At 68.9% G+C, this 19,876-nt stretch carries 22 protein-coding genes and 3 pseudogenes; 11 read left to right on the top strand and 14 right to left on the bottom strand.

All coding sequences use genetic code 11. From position 1 onward, the window contains the following. Window positions 1-31 precede the first annotated feature (31 nt). Window positions 32-1,195, top strand: a complete 1,164-nt coding sequence (locus ABZT03_RS08365; protein ID WP_356035574.1) for an MFS transporter — start codon at window positions 32-34, stop codon at window positions 1,193-1,195. Between the two features lie 715 nt (window positions 1,196-1,910). Here ABZT03_RS08365 and ABZT03_RS08360 read toward each other — a convergent pair. From ABZT03_RS08360 to ABZT03_RS08350, 3 genes are all read right to left on the bottom strand, one after another. Continuing rightward, window positions 1,911-2,438, bottom strand: a complete 528-nt coding sequence (locus tag ABZT03_RS08360) for a hypothetical protein (RefSeq protein ID WP_356035250.1) — start codon at window positions 2,436-2,438, stop codon at window positions 1,911-1,913. Between the two features lie 39 nt (window positions 2,439-2,477). Beyond that, on the bottom strand, window positions 2,478-2,711 hold the full coding sequence (locus tag ABZT03_RS08355; protein ID WP_356035247.1) for a hypothetical protein: 234 nt from the start codon (window positions 2,709-2,711) through the stop codon (window positions 2,478-2,480). A gap of 272 nt (window positions 2,712-2,983) precedes the next feature. Continuing rightward, window positions 2,984-3,835, bottom strand: a complete 852-nt coding sequence (locus tag ABZT03_RS08350) for a helix-turn-helix transcriptional regulator (protein ID WP_356035245.1) — start codon at window positions 3,833-3,835, stop codon at window positions 2,984-2,986. 162 nt (window positions 3,836-3,997) lie between these two features. Between ABZT03_RS08350 and ABZT03_RS08345 the strand changes: the two genes are divergently transcribed. The 3 genes and pseudogenes from ABZT03_RS08345 (at window position 3,998) to ABZT03_RS08335 (ending at window position 6,014) form a co-directional block, all read left to right on the top strand. Then, on the top strand, window positions 3,998-4,948 hold the full coding sequence (locus ABZT03_RS08345; protein WP_356035242.1) for an NAD(P)-dependent alcohol dehydrogenase: 951 nt from the start codon (window positions 3,998-4,000) through the stop codon (window positions 4,946-4,948). Between the two features lie 15 nt (window positions 4,949-4,963). After that, window positions 4,964-5,071 (top strand): annotated as a pseudogene (locus ABZT03_RS08340) (DUF2191 domain-containing protein); the annotation flags it as partial. A 22-nt stretch (window positions 5,072-5,093) separates the two neighbouring features. Then, window positions 5,094-6,014, top strand: a complete 921-nt coding sequence (locus ABZT03_RS08335) for a protein kinase (RefSeq protein ID WP_356035571.1) — start codon at window positions 5,094-5,096, stop codon at window positions 6,012-6,014. A 624-nt stretch (window positions 6,015-6,638) separates the two neighbouring features. Here ABZT03_RS08335 and ABZT03_RS08330 read toward each other — a convergent pair. Both ABZT03_RS08330 and ABZT03_RS08325 read right to left on the bottom strand, forming a co-directional pair. Next, window positions 6,639-6,914 (bottom strand): annotated as a pseudogene (locus tag ABZT03_RS08330) (hypothetical protein); the annotation flags it as partial. 68 nt (window positions 6,915-6,982) lie between these two features. Next, window positions 6,983-7,498 (bottom strand): hypothetical protein, encoded by a 516-nt coding sequence (locus tag ABZT03_RS08325; protein WP_356035239.1) that lies wholly within the window; start codon window positions 7,496-7,498, stop codon window positions 6,983-6,985. Between the two features lie 507 nt (window positions 7,499-8,005). Between ABZT03_RS08325 and ABZT03_RS08320 the strand changes: the two genes are divergently transcribed. Next, entirely contained in the window at window positions 8,006-8,518 is a 513-nt protein-coding gene (locus ABZT03_RS08320; RefSeq protein WP_356035237.1) for a hypothetical protein, read from the top strand. A gap of 211 nt (window positions 8,519-8,729) precedes the next feature. After that, window positions 8,730-9,170 carry a hypothetical protein gene (locus ABZT03_RS08315; RefSeq protein ID WP_356035234.1) on the top strand — a complete coding sequence of 147 codons (441 nt, stop codon included), beginning with the start codon at window positions 8,730-8,732 and terminating at the stop codon, window positions 9,168-9,170. A gap of 56 nt (window positions 9,171-9,226) precedes the next feature. On the opposite strand, the pseudogene ABZT03_RS08310 reads toward ABZT03_RS08315, so the two are convergent. After that, window positions 9,227-9,346: pseudogene (locus ABZT03_RS08310) on the bottom strand (transposase); the annotation flags it as partial. Between the two features lie 119 nt (window positions 9,347-9,465). Next, window positions 9,466-9,918: a hypothetical protein gene (locus ABZT03_RS08305; RefSeq protein WP_356035232.1), complete on the bottom strand. Its 453-nt coding sequence runs from the start codon at window positions 9,916-9,918 to the stop codon at window positions 9,466-9,468. Window positions 9,919-10,230: 312 nt separating this feature from the next. Between ABZT03_RS08305 and ABZT03_RS08300 the strand changes: the two genes are divergently transcribed. Next, complete coding sequence (locus ABZT03_RS08300; protein WP_356035229.1) at window positions 10,231-10,371, top strand: RICIN domain-containing protein; 141 nt, start codon at window positions 10,231-10,233, stop codon at window positions 10,369-10,371. Between the two features lie 42 nt (window positions 10,372-10,413). Beyond that, window positions 10,414-10,560, top strand: coding sequence for an RICIN domain-containing protein (locus tag ABZT03_RS08295; protein WP_356035227.1), 147 nt, complete (start codon window positions 10,414-10,416; stop codon window positions 10,558-10,560). Between the two features lie 129 nt (window positions 10,561-10,689). Here ABZT03_RS08295 and ABZT03_RS08290 read toward each other — a convergent pair whose 3' ends face one another. Further along, a complete protein-coding gene (locus ABZT03_RS08290) occupies window positions 10,690-11,094 on the bottom strand; it encodes a hypothetical protein (RefSeq protein ID WP_356035224.1) in 405 nt (134 codons plus the stop codon). 204 nt (window positions 11,095-11,298) lie between these two features. Here ABZT03_RS08290 and ABZT03_RS08285 point away from each other — a divergent pair, with 204 nt between their 5' ends. Beyond that, entirely contained in the window at window positions 11,299-11,886 is a 588-nt protein-coding gene (locus ABZT03_RS08285) for a hypothetical protein (protein ID WP_356035222.1), read from the top strand. Between the two features lie 138 nt (window positions 11,887-12,024). After that, window positions 12,025-12,387: a hypothetical protein gene (locus ABZT03_RS08280; protein ID WP_356035219.1), complete on the top strand. Its 363-nt coding sequence runs from the start codon at window positions 12,025-12,027 to the stop codon at window positions 12,385-12,387. Between the two features lie 358 nt (window positions 12,388-12,745). Here the strand turns inward: ABZT03_RS08280 and ABZT03_RS08275 are convergent, their stop codons facing one another. Both ABZT03_RS08275 and ABZT03_RS08270 read right to left on the bottom strand, forming a co-directional pair. Next, entirely contained in the window at window positions 12,746-13,633 is an 888-nt protein-coding gene (locus tag ABZT03_RS08275) for a neutral zinc metallopeptidase (RefSeq protein WP_356035216.1), read from the bottom strand. Between the two features lie 337 nt (window positions 13,634-13,970). Then, complete coding sequence (locus ABZT03_RS08270) at window positions 13,971-14,573, bottom strand: TetR/AcrR family transcriptional regulator (RefSeq protein ID WP_356035213.1); 603 nt, start codon at window positions 14,571-14,573, stop codon at window positions 13,971-13,973. 168 nt (window positions 14,574-14,741) lie between these two features. Between ABZT03_RS08270 and ABZT03_RS08265 the strand changes: the two genes are divergently transcribed. Then, the gene (locus tag ABZT03_RS08265; protein ID WP_356035210.1) at window positions 14,742-15,455 is read left to right on the top strand and encodes an SDR family oxidoreductase; all 714 of its coding nucleotides are present in this window, start codon (window positions 14,742-14,744) and stop codon (window positions 15,453-15,455) included. 545 nt (window positions 15,456-16,000) lie between these two features. On the opposite strand, the gene ABZT03_RS08260 is transcribed toward ABZT03_RS08265, so the two are convergent. From ABZT03_RS08260 to ABZT03_RS08245, 4 genes are all read right to left on the bottom strand, one after another. Further along, window positions 16,001-16,783, bottom strand: a complete 783-nt coding sequence (locus ABZT03_RS08260) for an enoyl-CoA hydratase/isomerase family protein (RefSeq protein WP_356035568.1) — start codon at window positions 16,781-16,783, stop codon at window positions 16,001-16,003. 158 nt (window positions 16,784-16,941) lie between these two features. After that, complete coding sequence (locus ABZT03_RS08255; RefSeq protein ID WP_356035208.1) at window positions 16,942-17,766, bottom strand: strictosidine synthase; 825 nt, start codon at window positions 17,764-17,766, stop codon at window positions 16,942-16,944. Window positions 17,767-17,799: 33 nt separating this feature from the next. Next, window positions 17,800-18,666 carry an alpha/beta hydrolase gene (locus tag ABZT03_RS08250; RefSeq protein ID WP_356035205.1) on the bottom strand — a complete coding sequence of 289 codons (867 nt, stop codon included), beginning with the start codon at window positions 18,664-18,666 and terminating at the stop codon, window positions 17,800-17,802. 67 nt (window positions 18,667-18,733) lie between these two features. Then, window positions 18,734-19,729 carry an NADP-dependent oxidoreductase gene (locus ABZT03_RS08245; RefSeq protein ID WP_356035202.1) on the bottom strand — a complete coding sequence of 332 codons (996 nt, stop codon included), beginning with the start codon at window positions 19,727-19,729 and terminating at the stop codon, window positions 18,734-18,736. Between the last annotated feature and the right edge of the window lie 147 nt (window positions 19,730-19,876).

Here is a 19,876-nt window from a genome sequence, read left to right as displayed (position 1 = left end):
CGTCGCAGGCAGGCTCCCCGCCGTCCTGCTGATGGCCGGCAGCTGCCTGCCGATCCTCGGCGCCGTCCTGATCGCCCCCGTCCTGCCCCGCATGCAGGACCACTTCGCCGGCGTGAGCGGCAGCGCGGCCCTCGTCCCGCTCGTCCTCGCCGTCCCCGCCCTGTCCCTGGCCGTGCTCGCGCCGTTCGCCGGTGTCCTCGTCGACCGCCTGGGCCGCAAACGCCTCCTGGTCGCCGCCACGGTCCTGTACGCCCTGTTCGGCACCGCCCCGCTGTGGCTGTCGTCGCTCTACGGCATCGTGTTCAGCCGCGTGCTGGTGGGCGCGGCCGAGGCGGCGATCATGACCTGCTGCACCACGCTGATCGGCGACTACTATTCCGGCCGGGTCCGCGACCGCTATCTCGCCCTCCAGACCATGTGCGCGTCGGCGTCCGCCACGGTCTTCTTCGTCGTCGGCGGCGCCCTGGGATCGGTCGGCTGGCGCGCGCCGTTCTGGCTGTACGCGGTCGGCCTGCTGCTCGCGCCCGCCATGGCCCGCGCCCTTCCCACCCCGGCCTCGCCGACGGCCGCCGGCGCGGCGACGGCCCCCGCGGACACCGACGTACGGCCCTTCCCGGTGCGGCGCATGCTGGGCATCTGTCTGCTGACCGTCTTCGGCGCGCTGGTCTTCTACACCGTGCCCGTGGAGATGGCGTACCTCATGGACGACCTCGGCGAGAAGTCCACCGGCGTGGTCGGCGCCGTCACCGCCGGGGCCAGCGCGGCCACCATGCTGGGGTCGGTCCTCTTCACCCGGCTCGCAGGCACCCCGCGCCGCTTCCTGCCAGCCCCGTTCCTGCTGTGCGGCGCGGGGTTCCTGCTGATGAGCGCGACAGACCACCTGGCCCTGCTGGTCGTCGGCGCCGTCGTCAACTGCGTCGGTACGGGGCTGCTGTTGCCCTCGCTGCTGACGCTGGCGCTGTCCCGCCTCGACTTCGCCGACCGGGGACGCGGAACCGGTCTGTGGACCGCGGCGTTCTTCCTCGGCGAGTTCGCCTGCCCCCTGGTCCTGCTGGCCGGCAAGGGCGCCCTGGGCACGCTTGCCTCGGCTGTCGGACTCCTCGGTGTGCTCACCCTGCTGATGTCGGCCGCACTGGTCCCGGCCGCGCGCCGGACCCCCGCGACGCTGCCGCGACCCGCGGCCGAGCAGCTCTGACACGCTGGTGCGCCCGTGACCGACCTGCGCACGGCGGGCGCCTCGCCGCCCTGCGGCGGGACCGGCCGTGCGCAGGTCGCGTCGTCGTCCCGGGTGCGGGCCCCGTGCCCGCGCGGAGGGCGCCGCCGACCGTCGGGCTCCGTGCCCCCGCGGTCGTCCGCCGGCCCGTGGGCTGTTCCTCGCGTGGCATCACGGTGCTGCGGCGCGGCACCATGCGCGGTGTCTGGCATCGCCCGGGCCCGAAACCCGGTGGCCGTTTGTACCGATCACTGCCCTGACGCGTCCCCCGGTGAACTGGCGGGAGGACACTCGGCACTGACACCACCCCGCCGCGAACGACGCGGTCGGGCGGAGAGGAACGGCTGCCGCGGGCCTGCGGCGGCAGCCGTCCGGGCAAGGGCGGCGCTGCTCACCTCTGACGCCGCCCGCACACCAGCCGTCCTCTCGGCCCACTTGAGCGCGCGGGAGTCACTCCGGGCTCGAACCGGTCGGAGGACGGCAAGCTGGAGCCGGGTAGTCGGCGATTCGGCTCCAGCCTGTCGCGGGGTCCGGCATCGGCCGACAGGGCGGACATGGCCGACACCGGTCGTGACACGGAGCTCGGACCCGACTCCCGCAGCGGGGAGGGTCGGACGCCCGCCCCTTGCTCGGAAGCGGTGGTACGGCCATGCGCCCGGGTTGTCCTGAACCCGCTGCGGACGGCCTCTCCTTGGGCTCAACGGAAGTACAGGGACGCCTTGTCGAGCACGTGACGCGTGAACAGCCCGCCGTACAGCGGCTTGCCCTGGTACATGGTGACCCGGGTGACCTTGGAGGCGGACGTCTCGACCGTGATGGGCCGGCCGATCACGGTCACCCCCAGAAGCCGGGCGTCCTTGGCGGCCCATGTCCTCGCGGAGGGCCGGACGTCGGTGCTGATCAGGGCCGGCAGGACCATCGCCGCGTTACGGGCGCCGGACACGCCGCTGCGGATGCTCTTGGCGTAGTTCATGGCCCACGCGGTGAACGCCGCCAGCGTGACCTCGTCCACCGCGGGTACGGCGGCGGCGAGCACGAACAGCTCCACCTTGGTGCCGAACCACCGCGCCCTGCGGTCCGATCGGCTGCCGATCACCACCCGGCAGTCGTTCCAGGTGCCCGCGGTCACCAGGCATCCGTCGGCCGCGAGTCGCTCACGGAGCGACTCCAGGTAGCTGTCGGCCGGGCCGGCCGGCGGCGCTTCGTCGGTTCGTCGCTGGGTCACAGGTGCATCCTCCGTCGTCTGCGGGCCGTGCCGAGTACGTCACGGCCCATCGTCCGCGCCTTCCTGCTGCCGCACCAGGACGTATCCGATGACCTCCACCGCGTTGAACACTCCCACGGGCACGGCCACCAGGCACCACCACGGGGAGACGTCACCGAAGGCGCCCGCCACCAGAAGCGCCACGCACCCCACCGCTGAGGCGGCCGCCGCGATCAGCTCCAGCCCGTCCTTCGCGCGGAGTCCGTACAGCAGGCCCGATCGCTTCGCCCTCATGCTCACTCCGTCGGGTGCGGAGCCGGTGTGTCCGGCTGGTTCTCGCTGCGGCCCCGTCCGTCCCGGCCCGGCACCCGACGACCTTACGGCCTCCCCGAGACGGGGGCATCAGGGAAAACACGTAGGCCGGACCTGGCGGAGGCCGCCTTCGCCGTCTCCCTCGCCCGCTGACGCCCCGGGGCCGTGTGTCGCGGGGACGCCGGACCGTGTACGAGGCGAACTGCGCGCCGCTGACGTCCGGTTCAGCGGACGGTCACCTCCTGGCGGCCCGTCTACCGGACGGTCGCCGTGTCGATCAGGCTCGTCAGCAGCTGGAGCCGTTCGGCGTCAGGGCCGCCCTCCTCGGCGGTCAGCACGATGAGGACCGGGCCGGGGGCGCCGGGTATCGGGTAGGCGTCCCAGTCGAGGTTCAGTTCACCGACCAGCGGATGGTTGACGCGCATACGGCCGCGAGTCGTCTCCTCGACGTCATGGCGGGCCCAGAGGGCCGCGAACTCATCGCTCCGGACCGCGAGTTCGCCGACGAGTTCCGTGCCGCGCGGGTGTCCCGGATCGGCGGCGACCTGGATCCGCAGCATCCCGGTCAGCTCGGCGACGGTGGCCGCCCGTTCCGGGCAGGCGTGATCGGCCTCGGGATGCAGCAGCAGCGACAGCAGGTTCCGTTCGCTGTCCGGCAGTTGGGTGAAGGTCCCCAGGACGGCCCCGGCCTGCGGGTTCCAGGCCAGAATGTCGAGGAAGCGGCCGACGACCATCGCGGGCGCCGCGGTGGTGCGCAGCAACCGCACGGTGGTGGGCGGGACTTCCTCCGGTTCGCAGGGCCGTGCGGGCCGGGCGGGAGAGCGCGCGGCGGCGGCGAGGGCGTGCAGGTGCCGGGACTCCTCCGCGGAGAAGTTCAGGGCGCGGGCGAGGGCGTCGAGGACCTGTTCGGAGGGCCGGACGTCACGTCCCTGCTCCATGCGCTGGTAGTAGTCCGCGCTCACCCCGGCCAGCAACGCCAGTTCCTCGCGGCGGAGTCCGGAGACGCGCCGGCGCGGGCCCGGTTCCAGCCCGACGTCCTCGGGGCGCAGCCGGGTGCGGCGGGTGCGGAGGAAGTCGGCCAGTGCGCGGCGGGGTTGGTCGGTCACCGGGTCAGTATGCCCGCGGCGCGGTCCGCGAGGGTGGGTCTGCCGATCCCAGGAAAGGCCGGACGACGGAGACGCCGGGCGCAGGGTCCAGGCTCGGTTCCACGACAGCCCGAGCCGGCCTGCCGCATCTGCCGGCATCCGAACCCCCTGAGGAACGCCTCCATGAGATCCGCTCAGATCATGCGCTTCGGCGCCCCCGACGTCCTGCAGGTCAACGACATCGAGCGGCCGGCCCCCGGCCCGGGCGAGGTCCTGGTGCGCGTCGAGGCGTCCAGCGTCAACGGGCATGACGTGCTGGTCCGTTCCGGCCGGGTGCGCCTGGTGTCGGGACGGCGCTTCCCCATCGCCGCGGGTCTCGACTTCGCGGGCGTCGTCGTGGAAGCAGCGCCCGACGTCCGAGGTCACCGGGCCGGGGACCGGGTGTGGGGCATGGTGCATCCCCGGCAACGCCATACGACGGCGGGCGCGGCCGAGTACGTCGTGGTCCCCGCCGCCCGCATCGCCCCCGCCCCGCAGGGCGTCTCCCCGGTGGACGCGGCCTCCCTGGTCGTCGGGGGAGCGACGGCGCTGACGGCGCTGCGCGACTCCGTGCGGCTGGCGGGAGGTGAACGTGTTCTGGTGCGGGGCGCGGCCGGCGGGGTCGGCACGGCCGCCGTGCAACTGGCGCACGCGATGGGCGGCCACGTCACCGCGCTGGCCCGCGACCGGCACGCCCCGGCTCTCGGAGAGCTGGGCGCCGACCAGGTCCTCGACTACGCGGACACCGCCCCGGAGGAGACCGGCCCCTTCGACGTCATCGTCGACACCGTCGGCACCGACCTGGGCCGCTACCGCCGCCGACTGGCGGCCGGCGGCCGGATGGTCACGGTCAGCCTGTCGGGTGCGGCGCTCACCGCGATCGCGGCGTCCAGCGTGCACGGCGGCCGCCGTATCCGCACGTTCAGCGCCAATCCCGACGCCGCCCTGCTGAACGACGTGGCCGGACACGTCGCCTGCGGCGCGCTGCGCGCTGTCGTCGCCGGCGTCCACCCCCTGGCCGACATCGCCTTCGCCCATGGGGCGTTCGAGCGGGGCGGCGCCCTGGGCAAGCACGTGGTCGCCGTGTCCGACTGAAGGCGTCGACCAGGGTTGTTACGGGACTACATCGCCCGTGGTCACCGAACGGAGGCTCGCACCGAGCTCAGGGACCAAAGTCTGCGCGAGTTCGACGTCAAGCCGCAGGAGCCGCAAGGCTGAGCAGCCTGTCTCGTGCGGGGAGCTGGCGAGCGACGACGGCGCGACCGAGGAATGGACGAGCGAGCTCCCTCTGCGCACGTCGCGGGGAGGGGTCCGGTCGTGCACGGATCCCGCCACCGTCCGCGGCATCGGTGCCGGCATAGCCTCCGCGCTCAGCGCCATCCACGCCGAGGGCATCGTGCATCTCGACCTCAAGCCCGCGAACGTGCTGCTGACCGAGGACGGCCCCCGCGTCATCGACTTCGGTATCGCGCAGATCGAGCGGCTGACCGGGCCCCGGAGTGGGTTTGCCGGTACCTACGCCTACGCCTCGCCTGAACAGATCTTGGAGCACGAGCAGTTCACCCCGGCCAGCGACGTGTTCTCCCTCGGCACGCTCCTCGCCCGGCTCGCCCTGGGGCGCCTTCCCTGGGGAAGGAAGGTCCTCGCCGTGATGAGTAACATCTGCGGCGGCACGCCCGACCTGGCGGGTCTGCCGGCCGAACTGGAGGAGGTGGTGCGGTCGTGCCTCCAGACCGATCCGGCCCGGCGGCCGACCCCCGCCGAGGTCGCCGCGGCCCTCGGGGCCGGCCCGGCGGGGGCATCCCTCGGACCGAAAGCTGAACGGTGCGCCCCGCCGCCCCTGCCCGCCGAGGCGACGACCCTCATCCGCGAGCACGCCGCCCTCCCGGTCACCCACCGCTTCGAGGCGCTCCTCCACACTCGGGTCGAGGAACCGGACGACACCACGGTCGCCGCACAGCCGGAGATGGGCGGTGACACCACTGCCACACTGCCCGAGGCCCGCATACCCGACTCGGCGGCCCAGGACATCGAAGCCCAAGTCCTCGCCTGGGAACGCGAAGGCGGCTCGAAGCCGACCGAGCAGGTGCGCCGGGAATGCGGCGCCAGTGCTCCCGCTGCGACGATGAGAGCGACCAGGAGTGCGCCGTCGATGCCGTGAGTGTCTGCGAGCCTGCCGGAGACGGCTTATCCGGCAGCTATGCCGAGGGGGCCGCCGGCGTCCTGTTGTGGGGAGCGCTCGGAGCAACTCCGGCCGGAAATCGGTTCGCAGGTGTGATGCGGTAGCAGAACATGCGGTAGCAGAACATGCGGGACGAGGGCTTGCGGGGGCGCACCACCTCGCAGGCCCGCTCTGATGAAAGGACTGTCTTGTGAGAGGCAAGTGGCCCACGATGCGGCAGCGCTGGCGTGGTGCGCTCTTTACCGCCCTGTTCGGGTGTGTCGTGGCAGGCCCGATAAAACTGCTGGATTCTGGTATCGGCTGGGACGCTGTTCTGGTCATGCTGGTCGGGGGTGTTGCAGGAGCAGTCGTGGGCTTCGTGTTCCCCTATGGCTCGCGGCCGGGGGAAACGCCCGGCTTCGCCTCCACCGTCTCCGCCCTATCCGCTGCCTCCCCCGCCGAAATGACGTAGGGGACTGCGCCCCTGTGCCTCTGCGCTCGTGCGGAAGCCAGGGGCAGACCTTGGTCATAGATGAAGAGGACGGTTCCGTGACGCCGGTGTCCCCGCAACCCCGCGCGGTGCGGAGAGGCGAAGTTTGCGTCACCGACGACGGCCAGGTGCGCCTAAAAGCCCGAAGGTGCGGCCTCTCTGCAAGGTCGCGGCGGGGGAGTGCTGGTCATCGGGGTGTCCTGTTCCGGGTCCGGGCGGTGGTGGTGGATCACCGCGAACACGGACTGGGCCAGGAGGTGCGGGGTTGCCGGTCGGTGCATCGTGGTCGGGTGGGCCGGGCCGGCGGGTAAGTCGGGGATGTCCAGGGCGTTGTCGGGCAGGCAGTGGCCGCAGGCGCATACGCCGGAGACGAGGAGCCGGCGTGCTTGGTCGCGGGGGACGGGGCGTTGTCGTTTGCCTGCCCTGCCACTTCTACGAGAGGCGGAGCGCTCTCGCTGCGGACGAGGGCGCCAGGCCGTTAGTTGCGCAGGGTGAGTGTCACGTCGGCCTTGTCGTCGGGCTGTCCCTCACTCCAATTCTGCACGTGAATATTTCTGGAATCGCTTGCGCCTGGAAAGAGAATCATATTCGCGAAGGCTGACGCACCGTCCAAGTCGCCGGTGTCCTCACTGGTCCCCTCATAGAATTCGACGAGGCCTTCAGTCACGCGGATGACACCATTCGGATCAACCGTGAGCTTGTAGTGAACTTCGACTCTTACCTCTCCGCCGCACTTGGACCATGCTCGGATTTTAGTGGAAGTACCGCTTGTGATCACGCGTGGGATGAGCGAGAAGCTTCGGTTGCAGACTGTGTTCGGGCCAAAGTCTTCATAATCCATGATCCGCATGCTGACGCTTCCGGTCACCGTCCGCTGTGCGGCCTGGGCATTCGTCGCCAGAGCGGGGACCGCGATGGCTGCTGCGGCGGGAATAACGAGTACCCGCCAAAGCATGGAGCGATAGGAGCCCTGGCGTACACCTTTTACCTTCATGAGGTTTCCCTCCATCAAGATGAGTGCGCGAGCCTGAAACCCAGACGGCCCGTGCCGCTGCTTCTTTCCAAGTTACGCCGCAAATCACCCGTGCGCATTTTTGACTTCGAGCGTCACACCTTTATTTGTTGAATGATCAGTTATTTCCTCGCCCGGTCGTGGCTTTGACTACCTTCGGCCGCATCCTGCAAGTCGCCACCTAGAGGGTCGTAAGTAGCGATGCCTTACAGCAGTAAATATAATTAGCATTTTCAGAACCGGCCGACGCCAGCTGGTGGGAAGTGGAGACCTCGCCGGGCATGCGGACGGCGTCCGCGCTCTTCCTCTGGTCCGCCCGGTGATCCAAACGAGACTGCCTAGCGGGTCCGACCGCGGTGTGGGGGCGAGCCGCATGAGCATCGCCAAGCTGCCTGAGGGGCGACTCCGTCATTCCCTCGTATCGAACGCTTCGTCACAACACGGCCACATCCGCCCCACACTGTCTGCCGGGCGTCGAAGATCACCCGCATGCACAAAACCCTCATCACGGCCGCTGCCGTCCTGCTCCTCACCGGACTCACCGCATGCAGCAACAGCAAGACCTCCGCACCTGCGGACAACACGGCCAAGCCCGCAGCGGCTAGCACGCCGGTCACCGCGAGCACCTCCTTCACCCGGATCGCCGCAAAGGTCACCACGGCAAAACTTGCCGACGTTGTCACCGCCGCCAACGACGGTAACCACCTCCTCGGTCGGCCGAACCAGTACACGTCGAAGGTCGACTTCACGGACTCCCGGATCAAGGCGTCCGACGTGGCTGGCACGGCGAAGGGCGACGTCGACCGCGGCGGCTCCGTCGAGGTGTTCGGGAACTCCGAGGACGCACAGACCCGCGCCAAGTACATCCAGACCGTCACGAAGAGCATGCCCGCGCTCTCCGAGTACGACTACGTCGACGGCACCGTACTGGTCCGCGTCTCGCACTACCTCACCCCGCAACAGGCCGCCGCGTACAAGACCGCCGCCAACGGACTCAGCTGAGAGGGCCCGCCACCATGAGACGAACCCTCGCCGGGGAGCCTGCCGTGGATCGCGGATGACGATCTGTGGGCACTGATCCACGATCACAGCCGGCTGCCCACGGTCCGCCGCCGAGCACAACTCCACGTTCGCGACGGCAGATCAGGACACGCTCGACAAGATCGTGTTACAAGATCTTGGTGACGAGTCGACCGCCTGTTTCAATACGCGCATGATTACGGGGCTCTGCACCTCCGTCGGCATGGTGATTGGCCTGCTTCTCGCGGCACGGCGGGCGCGGCGAACAGCCGCGCGGGCCGCAGCGGGGGAAGCACTCTTCTTTCAGGTCGGTGCGAACCTGCAGGCCGGGGGACGCCGCCAATACAGCCTTGGCCGGGTGCAGGCCGGAGGCGATTTCCGGTGGCAGCCGCGCCGGTCATGGACGCGGCTGCGTGAACTTCCTGCAGATCTGAGCTACATCCGCGCACGCGAGGCTACCTTCGGCGAAGGCTTGTGGCTTCCGCCCAGGGCACTGGTGATCGAGTGTGAATCGTCTGCGGGGCCCGTACGGCTCTGGGCCCGCGTGGAGCAGGCGACGCAAGTGGTGGAGATGATCCGGCGTACGAGTAACCCGAGCTCGTCGGGCGCCCCGGTTCCCGACATCAGCAGCTGACACCAAGAGACGTGGACACCAGCGATCGGGGCATGACCTCAGCTGACGGGCGCGTTCAGCTCGGCGAGCAGGATGCGGTGCAGCTGGTCGAAGACTCCGGCCTGCTGCCAACGATCCAGCCGTCGCCAGCAGGTCTGTCCCGAGCCGAACCCCAGCTCCGGCGGCAGGAGTTGCCATCGCGGCGCTACAGCGTGCGGATCGAACGACTCGCGATTCGGGGAGCCCGGCGTCCGGCTGTGCTTCTTCGTCGATCTGCGCCAGGAGCCGACGCGTAGAGGCGGGCACCGCGGGGCTGTCAAAAGCTCCAGCTGTAGAGGCCACCACCCGTACTCAGCACGGATGCCGCGAGCCGGGCGACTTCCTGCAGGACCGCCAGGAGGCCATCGTCGGTCATGTTGTCGCCGTCGGCGGTCCTGAGCCTCGTGGTCCAGCGGTCTGCCAGCTCCGCCAGTTCGGCGGAGCTGGCCCTGGCCAACGCCCGGGCCAACCGTGGCGGCAGAGCGAATATCTCGACGCCATCGTTCTCGGGCTCGATGACCTCGTTCGGCCACGGCCACCGGTTGAGCTGGTCCGGTGGCGGGATCTCGGCCGAGGGCGCCGCAGAGTACATGTCCCACTCGACAATGACGCTGTCCGGCTCGATGAAGTGACAGGTCACCGACTCAAAGGCCCGGCCGGGTGCTCCCAGGTACGTTGCGGCGGCAGTCTCCTCGTCGGAGGCGAGGAAGAACACGATGTCGTGGGCCATCCCGGCATGATGCCAACCCTCCGTGCGGGCGCCAGCGGGGTCCAACTCGACCAGGCGTCATCCATCTTGGCCAGTCTGCAGTCTCCGCCCTCCCTGTGGTGGAGAGGCCCGGCCGTCGGTGCCGACCGCTACCGTAGATCTCGTAGTGAACGGCATGCCGCGAACCGCCGTTTCCGCTGCTGCCCCGCGCCCACGCCGCACCCGGGGGAGCACCGTCGGACAAGGACCGAAGTCGGGTCTGATCACCCGCCACGGTGACAAGGCCGTGTCCGTCCACGGCGAGAAGAAGGACAACGGCACCGCTGTGGTCCAGTGGCCGTTCGCCGACGCGACCATCAGAAGTGGAACCTGGAGGCCACCACCGGCGGCTGCTACGTCGTACGTGCCGTCCACAGCGGCAAGGCGATGTCCGTCAACGCCGAAAGCCACGACAACGGCGCTGCGATCGTGTAATGGGGCTACAGCGACGGCAAGGAACATCAGCAGTGGCGCCTGGTGGAGAAGGACAACGAGTACTTCGCGCTGCAGAACGGAAACAGCGGCATGTCCTTGTCCGTCAACGGTGAGAGCACTGACAACGGCACTGCCCTGGTCCAGTGGCCCGGCGGAGACGGCGACCATCAGCAGTTCCGTCTCGGCTGATCGGACCGCTGGGAACCGTTCATCACGGTCCACGGTCCACGGTGCCCGGCTTCCCAGGCGGACCGGTGGCTCCAGCCTGCGGCATCCACTGTGCCGGGCGACCGGTGTGGTCGCCCGGCACCGACGTGATCAGCCCAGCAGTGTGACTGCCGGATCGAGGGTGGTCCCGGTGGCTGTGTAGGTGGCCGACTGACCGTTGTCGCAGTACGAGACGTAGCGGTTGCCGAGCTCGTCCGTACCGGCCACGGCATGCACCAGTGGCCGCACCTCGGTGCCTTCAGCCCAGCCCGTGGTGGACAGGTCGATGGTCCGGGACTGGTTGACCGGATACGACTCCGTCGGCGCCGACACTTCACCGGTATGGCTGCTGGGCTGCCAGTTCAGGACGTAGCCGGAATTGTTGACCACGGTGACCTTCTGGACGCAGGGCTCCGCCGCCGCGGGCGTTACAGCCGAAGCCGCGGCCACGGGCAGCAGGACGAGTACGGCTGCTCCGGCCATCGGGAGTGCTGCACGGCGCAGGGTCCGCCTCATTGTCTTCCTCCGGTACTCGGTGCGCGGCGGGCTACTCCCGCCGCGCGTCGAGGCCTTCGCGTACCCGGGAGCGGAGAGGGAAACGTGGGGCGTGCGGGACAGCGGTGACTTTGCGTCGGCTTTCTGCCGGGGGGGAGTTGGTCGCAGTGCAGGCCAGAACCTGCCGGGTGGAGCCACCCGGTCAAATGGAATGGCCGAACAACGATGGAGGTGCCGAACTCCGGTGGAGGGACTCCCGCGGCGATCAACGACGTCTCGGACTACCTCGCCCACGACGAATGGGAGGTGGGACTCCTGGAGGAACTCGGCGACGTCCACCGGTTTCCGCTCAACTTCTGGGAAAGCCTCGCCACGGCCGCCGGGCTGATACGGCTGAAGAGAAGCGCGGCCCGGTGCCACTGGCGCTGCTACGAATCCCGAAACGGGATCATCCGCCCCGATCTCACTCTTCGGCCGGCCAGCGGGAGCCGACGGCAGACTCCCTTATCCGGAGCCGGTGTCGTGCGGCCGATGTGGAGCATCGGAAACCGAACACCAACCAGTGAGGAAGCCGTCAACATCGCACGCCTGTGGGTCGAGTTCAACCCCGCCCTGGGGCCCGGCGAGTGTTCCTCGGTCCCACTTGCCCCCCTCGGCCCCTCGCAGTGGCGACACCTTCAGCCCGGCCAAACGATCGAGGAGCAAGAACATTCCATGCGCATGACCAAGAACCGGCCGCCCTACGCGGCGCCCACACCAGGCGCCGCCACCTGTGCATCCTCGATGAAGGCGGGAGGCGCAGGAACTCGGTGAGCGGTGCAGCAATGGCGGAAACCTGCCCATCCGGTACCGGCTCACGGCCGATACATGATCCACCCGCGACTAGCGACATCCGGACGAGTCAATGAAACTCCTTGCCCGTCAGCAGTGGCGCCCCTAGCCTCCGGCGTCATGCGCACACGAACCGCCGCCTGCGGCGCAGCCCTCCTCATCACACTCGCTGCATGCACCACCCACGCCCCCACCCCGACCCCTGTTCCCGCCAAGCCGGTCGAAGTGACCCAATACGGGACGGAGATGAGGCACGGTCACCTCGTCTTCTCCGCCCAGTACACGATCCGCAACACCAGCCGATCACCCATCGAGTACGAGATCGCGTTCAAGTTCGACGGCGACGGTCCGCTGGAGCCCAAATGGGTCACCCGGACTGTCAGCGCCCAAAAAACCTACGATGGCACCGTGTTCGTTCCCTGGAGACGGGACGCGGTTTCAACAGGAGTAGAAATCAGCCAAGTGAACCAAACTCCGCTCTGACGTCATCCGCCTCCCGCACATATGTTGACGGGCACCTCCAGCGCAGCCAGCGGCCCCGCGGAGGTTCAGCAAGACCGCGCGCCTCTGTATCCGGGAACACAGCCTGGTCAAGCACGAGGGCACCCAGTCCGTCCTGTGGGGCGAAGAGGTCCGCAAGAAGTTCAACGCCGACTGCGTCGTCTACGCGGCAGGCGGGCCCTCGCCGCTGGACTTGCCGCTGCCGCGGGCTGCCGAACCCGCGAGCAAAGGTGCTGGTTCAAAAAACCGCAAATGTCCTCGACGCCCTGCCGAAGTCCGCGCAGCCGGGCGCGAAGAAGGCCATCCAGAACATCTCTACGACGCCGAGGACAGGCAGTGGTCAGCTGAACGTGTTGCAGCTGGCGACGCGGCCGGAGCGGTAGCCGGTGGAGAACCATTGCCGGCGCTGGCTCGCGGAGCCGTGGGTCCAGGTGTCGGGTGTGACCTTGCCCTGGTAGCGCTGCTGGATACGGTCGTCTCCGACGGCGGCGGCCGCGTCCAGCCCGCGGTTGATGTCGTCCTTCGTCAAGTCGGTGATCAGTGGCTTACCGCTCTTGGGGTCGGGAGTGGTGGTGGCGTGATGGGCCCACACTCCGGCGTAGCAGTCCGCCTGCAACTCGAGTTTCACCGAGCCGCTGTTCTGGCCCTTTCCGCTGCCGCGGGAGATCGTTCCGCTGAGGTCCTGGACGTGGTGGCCGTATTCGTGCGCGATGACGTAGGCCTCGGCGAACGGGCCGCCCTTGGCGCCGAACTTGCTGCTCAGGTCGTTGAAGAAGCCGAGGTCGAGATAGACCTTGTCGTCGGCTGAGCAGTAGAAGGGGCCGACGTCGGACGTCGCGTTCCCGCAGCCGGTGTTCACACTGCCGGTGAACAGGAACGTCGGGGCCTGCTGGTAGGGCTTGCCGGCGGCTGTCTCCGTCTGCTCCCAGAATGCCTGCACGCTGTCTACCACGGCGACGATCCGGCACTCCTCCTTGCGGTTGGCGTCGGCACCGGTCCGGCAGTTGGCCGCGAGGTCCGCGGCTGACTTGCCGGACGAGGACGTGTCGCTGCTGCCCGAGCCGAACATGCCGGGGTCGACACCCAAGAGCACGGACGCGACCACCACCACGAGCCCGACCAGTCCCCCGCCGATGGTCTTCCCGCCGCCCGGGATCCCGCCCAGCGCACCTCCCCGCCCGTCCGCGACCTCGGACGTGTCCAGAGCCGCATCGTCGTCGAATTGCATACGTTGACCCTCCCTCAAGCAGCGCGCCGGACCGCCCCGCGTCGTCCCGCTCGCCTACCCCGTACGAGGGCATCCCCATCCCGTCCTCTTCCTGCTCCGCCTCTTGAAAAGGCCGGCGGGTGACGCCGTGACGCCGCGAAGGGCAGACCGCCGTGCGCGGTAACGGCCGCTCCATGCCGTCGACCGCGCAGCGGGCCCCCCTGGCGCCGGTGCCAGGACCGTGCCCGCGAGGTTCAGACGACGGACGGGCGCCGCGGGTCGGAGGCGCGGGCGACGTCGGCCAGGGCGCAGCCGAGGACCACCCGGACGGTGGCCTGGGCCGAGGCTGGGCCGCGCTTCAGCGAGGCAGCAGGACGTCGACCTGCCCCCGGATGTCCTGCACGATCTCCTCGACGCTCAAGGCGATGTTCACGCTCGCCGCCGTGCTGAGGAACATCACGGCGGACACGATGTGTGCCAGCGTCGCGGCGTCGCCCTCTGTGACCCGCTCGTCTCGGCGCAGCACGGCGGCGATGGCCTCCTCGGCCTGCGCGACGATGGCGAGTGCCGCGCTGTGCCGGGGCTCCTCGGGGTCGCCGAAGACCATCTCTCGCAGGTAGGTACGTCCGTTGTCGATCTGGGTGCGGTTGCACTCGACAATCGGCCGGACGATCGCCAGCACCGCGTCCAGCACGCCTGGGATGGCCTCGGCGTCCGCCCGGCCCTGCTCAAGCGCTTCGGCGTACTTGGCGTTCTGGACCAGGAGGAGGAGTTCGCCCTTGGTCTTGGCATAAAGGAACAGGGTCCCGGTGCCGATGTCGGCCTTGTCGGCGATCTGCTGGGTCGTGACCTCATCGACGCCGTGTTCGGCGAACAGTTCGCTGGCAGCAGCGACAATGCGGTCGAGTTTTTCCCGCTTGTTCCGCTCGCGCCGTCCGGCCGACTGGGAGGCGACAGGCATGACGGTGTCCTCCAGGAATAGATTCTGACTTCAATCAATTATGATTGCAGTCAGTACCGTGTGGGCTCGAATGTGGCTCCGCTCATTCTCCCATGGCGGGGCGAGGAGTCATTGCTCCATCCGTGCACAGCCACGCACGTCACATCCCCTCGGAAAGAAGGAACACCCATGCCCACTCTCGATGGAGCAGTCGTCCTCGTCACCGGCGCCAATGGCGGTATCGGCACCCGCTTCGTCCACGACGCCCTGGCCCGCGGCGCCGCCAAGGTCTACGCCACCGCCCGCTCCCCCCGCGCCTGGGACGATGACCGCATCGTCCCCCTGACCCTCGACGTCACCGACCGCGCGTCGATCGACGCGGCCGTCACCGACGCGGCGGATGCCACCGTGCTCGTCAACAACGCGGGCGCCATCCCGCCGAGCGCGAGCCTGCTGGACGTCACCGACGCGGACATCCGGGCGAACATGGAGACGAACTTCTTCGGACCGGTCTTCCTCGCCCGCGCCTTCGCACCGGTCCTCGCCGCCAAGAAGGGGTCAATCCTCATCGACGTGCACTCCGTTGCCAGCTGGTATGCCTTCGGCGGCGCCTACAGCGCGTCCAAGGCTGCACTGTGGTCGGCCACCAACTCGCTGCGCATCGAGTTCGCACTCATGGGCGTCCACGTGACGGGTGTGCACATGGGCTACGTCGACACCGATATGGCCGCGCACGCTGACGGACCCAAGATGCCGCCGGCGCAGCTGGTGACGACGGTCTACGACGCCGTTGAGGCCGGCGAATACGAGGTCCTGGCCGACGAGTTGACCAAGGGGGTCAAGGCGGCTCTGAGCGGCCCGGTCGAGGCGCTTTACCCGGACCTGCACAGCACGAACGCCTGACATTTCCCTTCGGTCCCGACGCGATCTCTTCGCGTCGGGACCCCGTGATCCACGGCGTTCGAACGGTTGGCCGGCCGGTGTCGGGAAGGGGCTGCACCGTCGAGGCCGTCCAGCCGTGGATGACATCGGCGGTCGATCCGGCAGCAGCCCCGATCAGCAGCGGGCACCATCGTGCTGACAGACCATCGCGGCTGTCGCGCCACGGGCTCAGCCGGTGCCAGGCACCGCGAGTTCGGCCCGGTCGGTGTCGGTGAAGCTCGGTCAGGCCATGCTCGGCGCGCACTCGTCCGCGCATCATCCGGTGCAGTTCGTCCAGCGACCGCCAGGGCACTTCCGCCGACACCACTCGCAGCAGTGTCGGCGGGTACAGGCTGCGCCACTGGGTGGTGCGTCCTGGCCAATCGGCCCGTGGCCCGGAGAGGGCGCCGATGCGTTCGGCTTCGCCCGCGATGCTGGTACGCCGGTCGACCACGGTGCCGTGGGCCCCGCGACAAGCGAGGACAGCCGCGGCATCTGCTGCGTCCGTGCTCGCATTTTAATGGGTGTCAGTGTTGCCGGTTGGCGATGCCGAGGTAGTGCCCGAGCCGGTACTCGAAGTCGATTCCGGCCTGTTCGACGACGGCCTGCGTGCCGACGGCGCGGGTGAGGAACCCGGGGAGGGTGAGGGATCGGGTGAACTCGCCGTACGCGGCGACCAGGTCCGCGTCCGGGGACAGGGATGCCCGGTTGATCTGGGTTTTGGCTGAGGCGAGTGCGGTGCGGTCGAAGGAGGCGACCCGGGCGGTGACAGTGCCGACGAAGGCGTCGAGTTCGCTGTCGGGGAGGGCGCGGGTGATCCAGCCCCAGCGTTCGGCGGTGTCGGCGTCGTAGTCGTCGCTGGTGAGGATGGCTTCCAGGGCGCGGTCGCGTCCGATGGCGCGGGGCAGGCGTTCGGTGCCCCCACCGCCGGGCAGCAGTCCGCTACCGACCTCGGGCTGTCCGAAGATCGCCTTCTCCCGGCTGGCGTAGCGCAGATCGAGGGCGAGGGCGAGCTCGTTTTCGCCGCCACGCGTGCGTCCACGGATGGCCGCGATGGTGATGTACGGCGCTCTGGAGAGTTCCAGGACCAGATTCGTCCATGCCGGCACCGCGTTCGGGTCCTCGGGGGCGGGGAAGTCGGCGGCGGCCAGGTCGAAATGGTTGTAGAAGAAGTCGGGGGTGGCGCTGTCGAACAGCACGACCGGGATGTCCGGGTCGGTGGCCAGTTCGGCGACGATCTCGATGAGGCGCAGGACTGTCTCGCCGGCGAAGAGGTTGACAGGTGGGTTGGCGAACGTGATCCTCGCGATCTGCGGCGAGGTGCGCTCGTAGTGCTCTGTTCACTCATGGCTGACTTCAGATGCATGACGGATATCAGACGGCGACGGGGCGCGAGGAGGGCCAGGAAACCGGGGCGGATGGCGTTGCCGAGCAGATCCGGCGGTCCCGCTTGCCGTCTGCGCGCCGCTCACTCCTCGTAGCGCGGGAGGATCTCGCCGTTCTTGACGTAGGTGAGGGCGGCGGTGACGTCGTAGGCGTGGATCGCGGAGACTTGCGGTGCCAGCCGGTTGGACAGGTCCTCGATCACGTTGCCGGTGAAGAAGGCGTCCCGTGCCGCGGTGTCGGTGAACCCGAGGCTGAGGGAGGCGTGGAAGTGCTGGTCGTGGGGGTTGTCGTGGGCGACGTCCGGGGTGTCCCAGAGTTTTTCGAGCCAGGGCAGAAACGTCTGCGTGCGCAGTTCCTTCAGCACTCCGGTGCCAGTGCCAGTGCCAGTGCCAGCGAGCGCGGGAGCGAGCTGCTCGTTGACGAACTTCCGGAAGGCGCCCGCGCCGACCCCCTCTCTGCGGCGCAGGTAGATCAGCGCGCGGGCACCGACCGTCTCTCCGGGGCCTGCGACGTCGTACCACCGAGAGGAGTTCGGCGGGCCGGCATAGAGCAGGGTGCGGCGGAACACGTTGATCTCGTCGGCGTAGGCCAGCTTAGTCTGCTTGCGCCCTTTCAGGGGTGCGAGCGCCGATTGGAAGGTGACTTCCGCGACGCCGTCGACCTTGCGGTCGGCGGGGATCGCGGTCTGGACCCCGTCGGTGGCCGGCCACAGGCCCGTGTTGTGCTCGGCGAGGTGGATCTGCCGGTACTCCTCCAGGCCCGGGGTGGCGGAGATGATCCCTGAGTGCGGGCCCTTCCAGTGGTCCATGCCGGTCTGGCGGGGCTGGTCGGTGCGCACCCACAGCAAGATCGAGGAGGCGAGGGGCTTCTTCACGTCCAGGGGTGCGACGGCCGGTGACGTGCTCATGGTGTTGCCCTTCTCTTCCTGGTCGGATGGTGGTCATCGGGCCAGGAACTCGACCGCTACGGGGGCGAACTCCTGGTGGTACTGGAAGATGCCGCCGTGCCCGGAGTCGGGGTAGATGATCACCCTGCTGTCCTTGATGCGCCGGTGCAGGTCCTGCGACAGGACCGAGGGCACCATGCGGTCGTTGTCGCCGTTGGCGATCAGGGTGGGCTGCGTGATCGTCGACAGGTCGTCGGGGGTGGAGCGCCCCCACTTCTTGATCGCCTTCAGCTGTGTCTGGAACGCCTTGACCTTGATGTCCGCGTCGCGGTCGACGGTGCGCTCCTTGAGCCGGTTGACGAACGCGCGCGCGGCGGGCTTGCCGGTGGCGTTGCGGTTGAAGAACAGGAACTCCTTGGGGTCCGACCGGGTCAAGGCGGCGCGCAGCATGTCCCGGTAGGTGGTGCCGGCGACCTTGTCGATGTCCTTGCCGCCCTTGGGCCCGGTGCCGGTGAGGACGAGCTTGCGGATGAGCTCGGGGTGCTTGACCACCAGGGCCTGGGCGACCATGCCGCCGAGGGAGAAGGAGAAGACGTCGATCTTGTCGTACCCGAGCGCCTTGATGAAGGTGTAGGCGTCGTCGGCCATCGCCTCGACACTGTCCGGCACCTGGCCGGTGGACGCTCCGACACCGCGGTTGTCGAAGGCGATGACGTGACGGCCCTTCGCGACGGGGTCGATGATGCGGGGGTCCCAGTTGTCCAGGGTCGCGGCGAGGTGGACGAAGAAGACGACGGGGATACCGCCCTTCGGGCCCAGCTCGCGGTAGGCGTAGGTGACGCCACCGGCACTGACGGTGCGGGCCGGGGCCTTCGCGTAGGAGGTGATGACGGCTTCGTCAGGGGTGTCGGTGCTGCTCATGACGGATTCTCCTTGCGTGTTCTGTGTCGCGGTGTGTTTTCGTGTCGCCCGTCGCGGTCGCGGCGGGTCAGCTGTTACCGATGACGGCCTTGCCGCGGATGCCACCCTGGGACAGGGACTGCAGCGCCTGGGGGGTCTGATCGAAGGCGACCACCTTTCCCACGACCGGACGCACCACGCCCTCGTCGATGAGGGTGGTGATCTGGCGGAGCTGGTCGCCGCTGGCGCGCATGAGCAGGAACTCGTACGTCACGCCGAGCTTCTTGGCCTGCCTGCGGATCTTGCCGCTCAGGCCTGCGACCGCCAGGCGCAGCAGCGGGTTCAGGCCGGCCTGGCGGGCGAACGCGGGGTCCGGGGGACCAGCGATCCCGATGGCCTTGCCGCCGGGCTTGAGCACCCGCAGGGACTTCTCGAGAGTCTCCCCACCGAGGCTGTCCAACACCAGGTCGTAGCCGGTCAGGAGCTGCTCGAAGTCCTGGGTGCGGTAATCGATCACCGTGTCCGCGCCGAGCGCGCGCACGAAGTGCGCGTTGGAACCGCTGGCGGTCGTTGCGACGCTCGCGCCGAGGTGCGAGGCGAGCTGGATCGCGATCGAACCGACCCCGCCGGCGCCGGCGTGGATGAGAACCTTCTGCCCGGGCCGCACCCTCCCGCGCTCCACCAGCGCCTGCCACGCCGTGAGCGCCACCAGCGGCAGCGAGCCCGCCTCTTCCATGTTGATCGAGGCGGGCTTGAGCGCCAGGTCGCCCTCCGCGACGGCGATGCGCTCGGCGAACGTGCCGATGCGGTCCTGGTCGGGCCGGCCGTAGACCTCGTCGCCGGGCTTGAAGCCGCGAACCGCCGTTCCGACGCTGATGACGGTGCCCGCGACGTCGTTGCCCAGGATCAGCGGCAGCTTGTACGGCAGGATCTGCTTGAACTCACCGGCGCGGATCTTCTCATCCAGCGGGTTCAGCCCGGCAGCCTCCACCCGCACAAGCACGTCGTGCTCCCTCACGGTGGGCTCGGGGACCTCCACCTCCTGCAGCGGCTCCTTGTACTTGGTGACGACGAACGCTCTCATGGGGCGTCTCTCCTTGCCTTCATCCTATTTATCCAGGTCTGAGACCAGGTCGGTCAATTCAGCGCGACTTCCCGGGTCTCGCCCCACTCGACCAACCCGAGTACACTCAACTATGAGTGTACTCATAATTATTGTCAAGGGAGGCCC

Source organism: Streptomyces sp. NPDC005574 (genome assembly GCF_040605435.1).
Lineage (GTDB): Bacteria > Actinomycetota > Actinomycetes > Streptomycetales > Streptomycetaceae > Streptomyces.
This window is presented reverse-complemented; position numbering and strand designations above follow the sequence as displayed.